Raw genomic sequence first — 12,178 nt, forward strand, 5'->3', positions numbered from 1 at the left:
AAACTAAAGCTATTGCTTTATTTGTTTTTAAGTCTTATCGTTTTCCCGGACAGATATAATCTCTCTATTCCTATGACAATCTCCATCATGTAAAATAAATATCTGAAAATTCGGGAAGTATTCTTATTACCGCTGTTATCTATCGAATTCAGAGAAGAACAGCCACGTTGCAGAACCTGTAACAGTAAATGAAAATATTTTCATGCATTAGTTTTTTATCGTTTTATCAAATATAGAAAATAAAAAACAAATCGACAATGAAAATTAATTTATTTTAATAAATAATTAACATTACAAACAAATATAGTGATTATTATTAATTTTCAACAAAATCAGAATCCGCTGTATCTGTACTGAATATGGCTATTTTATCTGGGTAACCAGAATAAAAAAGGCCTGCAAGTTCTGCAAGCCTTTCTATCTGTTATAGCAATATTTATTTTCTTTTCCTTCTTTCCAGCTCTTTTTTGATGAGGCCTAGCTCTCTTCCGGTTTGTCCGGCTACAGAGGTGTTTTCCTGGGCTCTTCTCGTCAGGTATGGCACAACATCCTTTACGGGACCGTATGGAAGATATTTAGCCACATTATAGCCCTTATCTGATAAATAGAAAGTAATATTATCACTCATCCCATAAAGCTGTCCGAAATAGACATGCGGATTTCCGTTTTCCAGAGATTTGGCCTTCATTTTATCCATGATCAGTTCTGAAGAGACCTCATTATGAGTTCCAAAGAATGCTGATACTTTATCCAGATGGTTCATCACAAAGTCAATCCCTGCATTGTAGTTCTTGTCAGAAGCTTCCTTATTGGGCTGTATCGGATCTTCGTAGCCTTTCTCAGCTGCTCTGGCTCTTTCTTTCTCCATATAAGCACCCCGAACGATCTTATATCCGATAAAGTAATTCTTTTCTCTTGCTCTCTGAAGATGTGCTTCCATATACTCCAGCCTCTTGGTTCTGTACATCTGAATGGTATTCCAGACGATAGGTTTTTCCTGGTTGTATCTCTCCATCATCTCTTCACAAAGGTGGTCTGCCGCATCCTGCATCCAGGTTTCTTCGGCATCTACCATTACTTTTTTATCATTTTCATGGCAAAGGCTGCATACTTCATCAAATCTTCTTACCACTCTCTCCCATTCTTCTTTCTGGCTTGTTGTAAGCTCTGCCCCTTTTCCAACCGCTTCATACAGGTCTATCCTTCCAAAAGCTGTAGGCTTGAATACGATAAAAGGAATCGCCGGATTTCCTACTGAGAATCTTACTATATCTTTAATCTCCTTACACACGGCATCAAAAGTTTCCTCATCTTCTTTTCCTTCTATCGAGTAGTCGAAAATACTGCCAACTCCTCTTTTGAAAAGCTGTTTTACCACTTTCATACTTTCTTCACGGGTTTCACCTCCGCAGAATTGCTCAAATAAAGTGTTTTTTACAATTCCTGTAACGAAAGGAAAGTTGTTGTGTACTGTGAAATTAAGAACAGATGTTCCAAGGCTGGTAAGCGCAGGTTGTTCAATCATTTTAAACATCCAGTAAGCCTTTCTCAATTGTGCATCAGACTTGTCTGCAAATGCAACTTTAGTATCGTTAAAAATGGGCATTCCTATTTATTAAATTTAGTTATGCAAAGGTAATAATAACCTCAGTTTATTTAAAGAATTTTTTTACAATTTATGCTCAATTCCGTTTAAAAGCATGGCAATGATACCTACAAAAACCCAGAACCGTAATATATTCAGTGTAAGGAAATTGCTCCTCCTGGTAGGGTTCAAAAAAAGATAGATGCAGAAAATCATTACAAACAGCCCTCCTGCAAAATAATAAGCCATAAATCCTGAAACACCGGTTTTCATAATAATCTTCATAGAAACGGCCATCGTGATCAGCAGCAGAGAGATAAGGATGATCTTGGTATTTCTGCTTTTAAAATAATTAGGAATCGTGATATACCCGAATGTTTTGTCAACACTTTTGGTAAGGGTATCTTTTACAATATCGATGCATAAAAGGATCAGAAAAAGAAAAACAGCCATCAGGAACACCTTCCTGGAAAAGGTTTCGTAGTACACCATCATCCCAAAAAACGGATACAGGGTAAGGCTGACGAAAGTAAGGTTGTTCAAAATAAGGATGCGGCTCAGTTTATGGCTGTAAAACCACATAAAAAACTGATACACGACAAAAAAAACAAAAACGTTACGGGAGATCATCCAGGCTACTCCTAAAGAAATAGCACTCAGCCCCAGGTAAGCATACAGGAAATATTTCTGCTTGATAAAGCTCTGAATCCTGGTTCTGAAAGGCTTTACAATATGGTCTTTCTCAAAATCATAGAACTGATTGATAATACCGCCGGCTAAAATAGTAAGGACGGTACAGAAAATAATGCCATGTACTTTAAAGTCAAATACAAAATTTCTGAAAGATTCTTCCTGATTGAACAGGAAAAAAGTAGAAACATAAAGGGCAAATGTCAACAGTGCAGCGACAAAAAAACGGGCACCGAGCAGAAAGCCCACGAATTGTGAAAATCTGTAAAATAGAGATTTTGAGATATTATTTTTAGATTGGAAAGTTTCTTTTTCAGAATTCATTCCAGTCGGTTTAAAATCTGTAAATCACCTCCTTTTGGAAACCGTCAAGCATTTTTTCAGCTTTTTCATAGTCTTTGGTGAATCCTAAAATATAACCTCCGCCTCCGCTTCCGCAAAGTTTCAGATAATATGCATTGGAATCCAGTCCTTTTTTCCAGATATTAAAAATACTTTCAGGGATCATAGGACGGAAATGTTCATAAGCCCAGTGGGAAAGCTTTTTTAGGTTTCTGAAGAACGGATTCATATCTTTTTTAAGGAAAGCTTCTATACAGGCGTTGTTGTAACGGATAAACTCTTCTTTCAGGGTTTTGCGGAAACCTTCGGTTTTCATTTTCTCAAAGAAGATCTGGATCATAGGACCTGTTTCTCCTGTAATGCCGGAATCGATGAGGAAAATAGCTCCTTTTCCTTCTTCTCCGTCAGGAATAGAGACCCTGTCTAAGTTTTCTTTATTTTCGATAAGGATCGGCAGGTTCATATAGCAGATCAAAGGATCCATTCCTGAACTTTTACCATGGAAATAGCTTTCCATTTCACCGAAAACAGCTTTTAATTTTTTAAGATTATCTTTTGAGATATTCTCGGGATTTAGCTTGCTGATCGAATATTTTTCAAAGATAGCGGCCACCAGAGCTCCTGAGCTTCCCACTCCATACCCCTGAGGGATATTGGAATCAAAGAAAAGTCCGTTTGATATATCATTTTTGAAGCTCTCAATATCCAATCTGAAATCATCGGAAAGATCAAGCGTTGTAAGAAAGTCAGAATATTTCTGCAGATGCCTGTTGGAATTCAGCTCAAATTCAGAACTCAGATCTGAAAATTTCAAAGCTCCCTTATAAAAGCTGTAAGGTACTACAAGCCCCTGGGAATCTTCAATCATTCCATATTCTCCAAACAGGATTATTTTTGCATAAAATAAAGGGTTGGTCATATTGACAATAAATCTTTTTGCAAAGTTAAAATTATTCCGCTGAATAGAAGCAAAACTCAGGCCGAATATTATCTATTTTTGCTTTATTCCCTTGTTTTACCTTCTGACATAAGAAAAAGCCTGAAAATATCAGGCTTTTCTTGGTATTTTAAAATTAATGTTTGATCAGTTTCTTATTGACTGTCTGCTTTTCCGTATCAATGGTGATTACATAGTTTCCTGTCTGGATTGCGGAAAGATCAACTTCCTGCTTGTTTCCTTTTAGTGAGGAAGCTGAAATAACCAGCCTTCCTGACTCGTCATATATCTTATAAGCTTTCAAGGCTTCTTTGGAAGAAATGACGATCATATTTTTAGCAGGGTTAGGATAGATGCTGACTGTATTACTCTTCACATTCACATCCTCCACTCCCAATACCGCACAGGAGAAGTTTGCTTTCCAGCCGCTCTCATTCACTTCCGGATCCGACACAAACTTTACTGTAATAGCCCCTGAAGGATCAGTAGAAGTGAAAGGTCCCGGAATCGTATTTCCTGACAGCTTATTTCCATTGGCAAATAAAGGTGAAGAAGTAGAAGGTCCATTGTACACATACATGAAGTCATAATCCTGCTCTGTACCAAATTCTGTAAATGTCAGGGTAAGGGATGAACCCGACGTAGGATAAAACGTTTTTACAATTTCTTCATTATTCCCATAATTTGCATTTAAGCCTCCCGTATCAATAAACGGAACACCTTCGCACCAGTCTGAATCTGTAAGGAACAATCCCGATTTCTGGTAATAGGTATCATTGGCACATGGGCCTACTGCATCTACTTTATAATACGTAGCCGGCTGAAGGTTGGCAACACTGAAGGTTGCTGAGTTGGTATTGCCTGTAGTCACAGGGGTTCCGTCTACCTTGGTAATCTTATATTTCCAGGAAGAGGATATGGCATCTGTGATCAGTATACTGGCAGAATTCTGCGTTGTTGAAGTCGCTACCACAGATGAAATACTTGGAATACAGGATACCGTACAATTGGTACCAAGACAAGGTTTGGAATCGATTGTATTCCTGATCAGAGCTGCCGGCTGGTCTCCAAAACCATTACTGAAATTGATCCCGATGCCTGACATCAGGTGGCAGTAGCTCATAATCGTTCCGGAAGCGGGCAAAACAGTACTGGTACATGTCAACCCTTCATCTGCTATAACTTGCGGCCTTGCTGTCGGCCCACACCAGTCGATCGGGGTATTATTCCCGTTCCATGCGCATGCATGGGTATGCGGAGAACCTAAACTATGCCCCATCTCGTGTGTCATCGCCTGAATGGTCCAGGAATATACAGGTACATCATTATAGGTCTGGTTAATTCCTGAATAGGCATGGGCATAAGTTTTACATAATGAATTCAGGTAGGCAACGCTCGTTGTGCTTGGAGCATTGATCAAATGAGCCAGATCACCGTTAAATACCTGCCTGTTGGCCGAAAATTTATTTAAATTACTACCCGGAGTTCCTGTATAAGGGTCTGGTGTGGTCCAGATATAGATTTCGTTCAGAGCAGTCCTTATATCATCGTTGGTATAAAGTGTGGCAATGTTATTATGGATAGCTGTAAGCCAGTTGGTAACAGTGGTAGTATTGGAACCGTTATTCTGATAGGGCTTAAAGCAAACCTCATAGTAAATTCTTACACAATTCTGCGTTAACGTTTTTTTCTTGCCTAAATTTGGATCATAAGAGATTGTATGTTCCTGATTCTCTTTCAGCTCATCAATACCGCAGATGAAAGGATTCGTTCCGGTCAGTTTAGAATCTGAATAGCTTACAAAGTCTTCAGAATTTTTGGCTTTTCCCAGTACTACATTTCCTAATTCCGGTGTAGAGGCAACCCCTGCCACATCATTGTCGAAGAAACTGAAAGCTACCACAGAGCTGTTATTTCCCTTTACGATACCCTGGTAATACACGCCCGGCGTATAATTTACTGTTTTCCCTTTATCGGTAACCACTTTAAAGCTGCTCGTAAAGATTTGATTTTTATACATCTCAACAGTGATCTGCTGATCTCCGCTAAAAGGAAAGGTAATTTCAATAAATTCAGGTTTTTCACTGACCAGCCTTTTCAGTTCGGCAGACTTTAATGAAATCACAGTAATATCTGTTGCCGACTTTCTGTATTCAGCCAATTTGCCTGAATTCTGATGCACTTCGAACAGATCATATTTCTTAATTTCACTTTTCCCGGTATGGTATTCTGATATTTTTTGGGCGACCGGTCTCAGTTTTTGTGAATAACTCAACGCAAAGCATTGCAGAAAGCAAAGCAATAGAATTTTTTTCATAGTTTTGATCATTAGATTGAATTAACAAATAAACAAAAAAATTCAAAACATATTGAAAAACTGATATTATTTCACAACAAACGAAATAATCATTACAATAAATAAAGTAAAAAAGTTAAGTAATTGATTTTAATTCATATAAAATAAAAAAGACGTTAAAAAATAACGTCTTTCATTTTTATAAAGTTTCTCTGTCTTTTCTCATTTTTACTTTCAGGAACCTGATCAATACCAATCCTGCTCCAAAAAATATAGTCATTGACAATGCAGCGATCCTCATATTATTAAAATGTTCGATCAATGTTGCAAAGATAAATGTACCGATAATAATGGCGATCTTCTCCAGTACATCATAAAAACTGAAATAGGTGGTATTTTCCATAGAGTTTTCCGGAAGCAACTTTGAGTAAGTAGACCTGGACATTGCCTGAAGACCTCCCATTACCAATCCTACTACCGCTGCCACACCATAGAACTGATATTCTACCGTTGGGTTTTCCTTATTCAGGAAATAAGCCCATACGCAGGCAACAATCCATAATATAATGGCAATAGAAATGACATTCCTGTTTCCTATCCTTTTGGACAATCTTGAGAAAATAACAGCTCCGATAATCGCTTCTATCTGGATCACTAAAAGTGTTCCGATCAGTTTATCCTGAGCAAGGTTGATCTCACTTTTCCCGAACAGGGTTGCCATAAGGAATATCGTCTGCATTCCTACACTGTAGAAAAAGAAACTCGACAGGAAAAACTTCAGATTTCTGTCTTTGAAAAGCTCTCCTCCCACTTTAAACAATTCATGGAAGCTTTCTTTCGCTATATCTTTATAGAAGCTCATATTATCTTTTAATACTTCAAAGAAACCGCCCTGCTCTTCATGTTTTTTGAAGATATTCTTATAGTTCAGCAGGACAAGATCTTTAGGAAGCTTATCTTTCACGTCACCAAACTGGGGAAGATGCTTGAATGTATATTGTGAAAACCCGAACCACCATGCTCCTGTCAACAGAAAGCTGATCCGTGTAAATAACAGCTGCTGTGCCGCTCCTTTGGCAAAAACCTGAATCAGAACCAAACAGATCACCACCAATACAACCGAACCGATATAGCCATACACATATCCTCTTGCAGAAAGTGCATCCTGGCGATCCGGTGTCGCAATATCCGGAAGGAATGAGTTATAGAATACCAAACTTCCCCAAAACCCGACACTTGCCGTAATGCTGAAGAGAAGACCGAGAAATACGTTGTGCATCCCTGTAAACATAGCCAATCCCATACAAGACGTTGCTCCCAGGTAACAGAAGAACTGCAGGAATGATTTTTTGTTTCCGATGGTATCTGCCAATGATGACAAAAACGGTGACAGCAATACGACAATAAAGAATGATATCGTCAACGAATATCCGTATACGGCATCCGGCTGGTATTCTTTTCCAAAAATTTTGATCATATGCCTTACCGGAACATCGATCCATGTTTTTGTTTCCGTCACATATTCTTTCTTTTCGTACGCTGTGGTAAGAATGGAATAGTAAATAGGGAAAATAGTAGAGGTAATGACCAGGGAATAAACGGAGTTTGCCCAGTCATATACAGCCCAGGCTTTCATAATCTTCGGATTATTCTTGATGTTTTTAGGCTGTCGATTCTCAGTTTCAGACATTTCAAATATATATTAGTAGCACAAAAATAAAAAAACCATTAAGAAATGGATATGTTTTTAAAAAAATTATCGATTTCTTAATGGTAATATATTCTGAAACAGAATATTAGATATTTTCAATCACAATGGCGGAAGCACCTCCACCACCGTTACAGATGGCAGCAGCACCGTATTTTGCATTATTTTGTTTCAATACGTTGATCAAGGTAACGATGATTCTTGAGCCTGAGCTTCCCAGTGGATGTCCCAGTGCTACCGCACCACCGTTTACGTTAACTTTAGAGGCATCTAATCCTAAGATCTGATTGTTGGCCAACCCTACTACCGAGAAAGCTTCATTAAACTCAAAGAAATCGATGTCTGAAACTTCCAGACCTGCTTTTTTAAGAGCAATAGGTAATGCTTTAGCAGGCGCAGTAGTGAAGTTTTCAGGCTCCTGTGCAGCATCAGCATAAGAAACGATCTTAGCCAGAGGGTTAAGGCCCAATTCTTCCATTTTCTCTTTGGAAACAAGGATCAATGCAGAAGCTCCGTCGTTCAGTGTAGAGGCATTGGCAGCTGTTACCGTACCGTCTTCTTTCTTGAATACTGTAGGAAGTGTCGCGATTCTGTCGAAGTTTACCGCTTTGTATTCTTCATCTTCAGCAAAGATCACAGGCTCTCCTTTTCTCTGAGGAATGGAAACCGGCACAATTTCTTCATTAAATTTACCTTCGCTCCATGCTTTTGCTGATCTTTTATAAGATTCTACAGCGAAGTTATCCTGATCTTCTCTTGTAATATTATAGTCAACAGCACATTTTTCCGCGCATACTCCCATATGTACTTTGTTGTATACGTCTGTAAGACCGTCAAGCACCATTCCATCCTGCATTTTGATATCGCCTAGTTTTGCAGCCACTCTCGCGTTATAGTAATGAGGAACTAAAGACATGTTTTCCATACCTCCTGCAACGATTACATCTGCATCTCCGGCTTTGATCGCCTGAGCCGCCATCGTTACAGCCTTCATTCCTGAAGCACAAACCTTATTTACTGTAGTAGAAGGGGTATTGATTGAAAGACCAGCTCCTAAAGCTACCTGACGGGCCGGTGCCTGGCCTTCTCCTGCCTGCAGCACATTTCCCATATAAATTTCCTGAACATTTGCAGGATCCAAACTGATTTTATCTAATGCTCCTTTTACTGCAGCAGCGCCTAATTTTGTAGCCGGAACTGTTGACAAGCTTCCCATAAAACTCCCTATAGGTGTTCTTACTGCGGAAACAATGAATACTTCTTTCATGTATATAATTTTTATTTTTAGCTTAAATGAAACGATTGCTTCATTTTTATAATTTAAATTTATTTTACTTTAATGTATACCATATCAAACTGAGACCCTTCAATTTTAGTATTGACCTTCAGAAGATTGTCCTGAGTCGCTACGACCTTATTATTGAAGACATCACCTATCTGTGCCGGATCATTTTTATCAGACTTTTCCATCACGATTGCTTTATAATTGCAATCATCAACGAAAACCAGCGTGGATTTTATATAATCTTTTCCGTTGTTGAAATATTCGGTCTGAACATTATCCTTAATGGTCATATACCATATCGATTCCGGATAATTGGCCCGTAGAAATTTACCTTCTTTTATATTGGCACATTTAACAGGGTTGTCCGTTTTTTTTGATTCTGTTGTCTGAGCCTGAGCCTGAGCGGCTGCCATCAAGAATATTCCTGCCGAAAATACTTTAAAAAATTTCATACTCATATCTGTGTCCGTTTATTTACTTTTTTATTGCTTCCTGCAAAAATCATCAGGAAAGCTCCTAAGAATTCTATGATCCACCCCCATTTTAATTTAACAACTCCTGCAAAGGTCTCTCGCCAGGATTTGAAGGGTAAAAAGCTGAAATATTGCAACGACTGCATTTTCACTGCTACCAGGGTGAATGCGAATAAAAGAATAAGCAGAACCCCAAAGAACCTTACAATTTTTATACTGTTATTCACAATTCCAAAAACTGCACATGCGGCGAAGATCCAGCATGCAATAGCCAAATAATGATCTAGCTTCCAATAGTTCCAGTTCCCTATGACAGGGACATGTACCAAAGGTAAAAAACTACCTGTGACCACCAGCAACAATCCTAATAACTGAATATTTTTCATATTTACTAAAGTGCCAAAATACAAAAAAAAACACACTTTTAAATACTGTGTTTTAAAAATAGGTTTTCGATACACTAACGATTGTTAGCATCAACAAAAACCAAATAAAATTATCTATTAATTAAAAAATTCGGCCATTTATTATCAAATTAAAAATTAACATTAACCGCTTCTATCCCATATGAAGTCCATATTTTTTCTTCACCGCTTTCCCCCTCTTCGGTTCCAATAAAAATTCTCTTTGAACTTATTCATGCATCTGCTTCTGCATATAAGATGATATCTTTTGCAAAAGGTTGCCTGAAAAATAAAAAAATTGCATTTTTTTGAAAAATGCAATTTTATATTTTAATAATCGTTTTAATAATCGTTAGCTCAAATTAATGTTTTACTGATGAAACGTCTTCCGGGTTATGCTTGTGCCTGAACAGTATGGCAAAGAATATAGCCAGCACCAAAGCGTAAATTGCAAAAGAAAGCCATATCTGATGCCAGTCTTTTACCATCACAACCGAAGAAAGAGTACCGTCAGCATTCACCGCAGCATTAAAGCTGTTCTTCAGGATTTCCAGGAAAGTAGGATTATCTGCTGTGGTCTCCAAATATGTTGAGAGCTCTGAAGCGGTTGAGAATCTATGCGTGAAGAATTTATCAATCGCCCAGCCTGCAATATAGCTGCCAAAAACAGCTCCAAAACCATTCGTCATCATCATGAATAGTCCCTGTGCAGAAGAACGGATTTTCTTATCCGTTGTCGTTTCTACGAAAAGGGATCCTGAGATATTAAAGAAGTCGAAAGCCATTCCGTATACAATGCATGAAAGAATGATCAATGAAAGCCCGAATCCGTCCGGAACACCGTAAGCGAAGAATCCGAATCTTAATACCCATGCCAGCATAGACATCAGCATTACTTTTTTAATTCCGAACTTTTTCAGGAAGAAAGGAATTGCCAAAATGAACAGTGTTTCTGAAACCTGAGAAATCGACATGATAATAGTAGATCTCTGTACAACAAATGAGTCTGCATATTTCGGAAAATGGGCAAATTCACTTAAAAATACATCACCATAAGCATTTGTCAGCTGAAGTGCGGCTCCCAAAAGCATTGAGAATAAAAAGAATAATGCCATTTTGTAGTTCCCAAAAAGCTTGAAGGCATTCAGACCTAATTGCTCAAATAACGGCGCATCTTTATCGATCAGCTTTTGTGGCGGACATTTGGGTAAGGTAAGGGCATAAATCCCTAAGAATATAGCAACAGCTCCTCCAATATAAAACTGGCCTTCCGTGGCTTTGTTTCCACTAAGATTGGTGATCCACATGGCAACAATAAAACCTATGGTCCCCCACACACGGATGGGTGGGAAGTCTTTCACCACATCAAAATCATTATTTTTAAGAATCGTGTAGGAAATAGAGTTGGCAAGTGCGATGGTAGGCATATAGAAGCACATGGCAACGAGCATTACCGAGAAAAAAGAATTCGGGTCTGCGGAGTGTGGTAATACGAAAAGAATAGCCCCGTAAAGGATGTGTAATACCGCAAAGATTCGCTCAGCGTTGATCCAGCGGTCAGCAATAATTCCGGTAATGGTCGGCATAAAAATAGAAGCAATTCCCATTGTTCCGAAAACAGCTCCGAACTGAGTTCCTTCCCAATGTTTTGTACCAAACCAGAAGTTTGCCATCGTAATCAGCCATGCCCCCCAAACAAAAAACTGGAGAAAACTGAGAACGGTCAGTCGTAATTTTAAATTCATAGTTTATATAAAAAGTATCTCTTAGTCAATTTTCTTTTTCCGCCTCTTAATTTCTTCCTGGATCTCAAGGGCGGTATCGTAATCTTCTTCTTTAACGGCTTCATCCAATAATTTCTGAAGCTCCTCCATGGAAAGAGATTTCAGGTTATCTTCTGTTTGTACAGTTTCGGAAAAGGTCTGCTCTTCTTTTGAAACATCTTCCAGCTCTAATAAGATTCCCGCTTCATTCAGAACCTGCTGGGTAGTAAAGATAGGTGCATCAAATCTTACCGCCATTGCAACGGCGTCAGAAGTTCTGGCATCAAGGATCATTTCTTCTTCCGTCTCCTTATTTTTAAAGTTGATATTGGAAAAGAATACGCCATCTACGATCTGGTAAATGATTACAGAAACCAACTCATAATTGGCAGAAACTATAAATTTTGTGAAAAGGTCATGAGTAAGAGGACGCGGTGGATGGATATCTTTTTCCAGTCCGAGAGAGATCGACTGAGCTTCGAAATTTCCTATAACAACAGGTAATTTTATGTGTGTTTCTTCATGCTCCAGTAACAATGCGTACGCCCCAGATTGGGTCTGGCTGTACGATATTCCGCGAATAATTAGCTGTTTATAATCCATAGCTACAAATATAGATTAATTTTTTATTGTGATTTCACTTTTTTACGCAAAAATAAAAGCCCGGAAAGCCGAGCTTTTATTTGTATGTTGAA

General features: G+C 38.3%; 10 protein-coding genes. All 10 read right to left on the minus strand.

Going from position 1 to position 12,178, the window contains the following annotated elements; genetic code table 11:
* Positions 1-436: 436 nt before the first annotated feature.
* Positions 437-1,606 (minus strand): proline dehydrogenase family protein, encoded by a 1,170-nt coding sequence (locus AC4IF5_RS07965; protein WP_490733334.1) that lies wholly within the window; start codon positions 1,604-1,606, stop codon positions 437-439.
* Between the two features lie 63 nt (positions 1,607-1,669).
* Positions 1,670-2,599 carry a UbiA family prenyltransferase gene (locus AC4IF5_RS07970; protein ID WP_490733336.1) on the minus strand — a complete coding sequence of 310 codons (930 nt, stop codon included), beginning with the start codon at positions 2,597-2,599 and terminating at the stop codon, positions 1,670-1,672.
* Between the two features lie 10 nt (positions 2,600-2,609).
* Positions 2,610-3,536, minus strand: coding sequence for a mevalonate kinase family protein (locus AC4IF5_RS07975; protein ID WP_490733337.1), 927 nt, complete (start codon positions 3,534-3,536; stop codon positions 2,610-2,612).
* Positions 3,537-3,690: 154 nt separating this feature from the next.
* Positions 3,691-5,871, minus strand: coding sequence for a T9SS type A sorting domain-containing protein (locus AC4IF5_RS07980; protein ID WP_490733339.1), 2,181 nt, complete (start codon positions 5,869-5,871; stop codon positions 3,691-3,693).
* A 178-nt stretch (positions 5,872-6,049) separates the two neighbouring features.
* Positions 6,050-7,540 carry an MFS transporter gene (locus AC4IF5_RS07985; protein ID WP_490733341.1) on the minus strand — a complete coding sequence of 497 codons (1,491 nt, stop codon included), beginning with the start codon at positions 7,538-7,540 and terminating at the stop codon, positions 6,050-6,052.
* Positions 7,541-7,646: 106 nt separating this feature from the next.
* Entirely contained in the window at positions 7,647-8,825 is a 1,179-nt protein-coding gene (locus AC4IF5_RS07990) for a thiolase family protein (protein ID WP_490733343.1), read from the minus strand.
* A 59-nt stretch (positions 8,826-8,884) separates the two neighbouring features.
* The gene (locus AC4IF5_RS07995) at positions 8,885-9,301 is read right to left on the minus strand and encodes a hypothetical protein (protein ID WP_490733345.1); all 417 of its coding nucleotides are present in this window, start codon (positions 9,299-9,301) and stop codon (positions 8,885-8,887) included.
* On the minus strand, positions 9,298-9,702 hold the full coding sequence (locus AC4IF5_RS08000) for a hypothetical protein (protein WP_490733346.1): 405 nt from the start codon (positions 9,700-9,702) through the stop codon (positions 9,298-9,300). Before AC4IF5_RS08000 ends, AC4IF5_RS07995 begins: the two co-directional genes overlap by 4 nt.
* 380 nt (positions 9,703-10,082) lie before the next feature.
* On the minus strand, positions 10,083-11,465 hold the full coding sequence (locus AC4IF5_RS08005; protein WP_490733348.1) for a nucleoside permease: 1,383 nt from the start codon (positions 11,463-11,465) through the stop codon (positions 10,083-10,085).
* Between the two features lie 21 nt (positions 11,466-11,486).
* Positions 11,487-12,086 carry a bifunctional nuclease family protein gene (locus AC4IF5_RS08010; protein ID WP_490733349.1) on the minus strand — a complete coding sequence of 200 codons (600 nt, stop codon included), beginning with the start codon at positions 12,084-12,086 and terminating at the stop codon, positions 11,487-11,489.
* Positions 12,087-12,178: the final 92 nt, after the last annotated feature.

It is taken from the genome of Chryseobacterium sp. UF-290, from assembly GCF_058245615.1.

Coding starts and splice junctions, on each gene's coding strand:
- AC4IF5_RS07980 (WP_490733339.1), bottom strand. CDS start 5,871: ATGAAAAAAATTCTATTGCTTTGCTTTCTGCAATGCTTTGCGTTGAGT.
- AC4IF5_RS07975 (WP_490733337.1), bottom strand. CDS start 3,536: ATGACCAACCCTTTATTTTATGCAAAAATAATCCTGTTTGGAGAATAT.
- AC4IF5_RS07970 (WP_490733336.1), bottom strand. CDS start 2,599: ATGAATTCTGAAAAAGAAACTTTCCAATCTAAAAATAATATCTCAAAA.
- AC4IF5_RS07985 (WP_490733341.1), bottom strand. CDS start 7,540: ATGTCTGAAACTGAGAATCGACAGCCTAAAAACATCAAGAATAATCCG.
- AC4IF5_RS08010 (WP_490733349.1), bottom strand. CDS start 12,086: ATGGATTATAAACAGCTAATTATTCGCGGAATATCGTACAGCCAGACC.
- AC4IF5_RS07990 (WP_490733343.1), bottom strand. CDS start 8,825: ATGAAAGAAGTATTCATTGTTTCCGCAGTAAGAACACCTATAGGGAGT.
- AC4IF5_RS07995 (WP_490733345.1), bottom strand. CDS start 9,301: ATGAGTATGAAATTTTTTAAAGTATTTTCGGCAGGAATATTCTTGATG.
- AC4IF5_RS07965 (WP_490733334.1), bottom strand. CDS start 1,606: ATGCCCATTTTTAACGATACTAAAGTTGCATTTGCAGACAAGTCTGAT.
- AC4IF5_RS08000 (WP_490733346.1), bottom strand. CDS start 9,702: ATGAAAAATATTCAGTTATTAGGATTGTTGCTGGTGGTCACAGGTAGT.
- AC4IF5_RS08005 (WP_490733348.1), bottom strand. CDS start 11,465: ATGAATTTAAAATTACGACTGACCGTTCTCAGTTTTCTCCAGTTTTTT.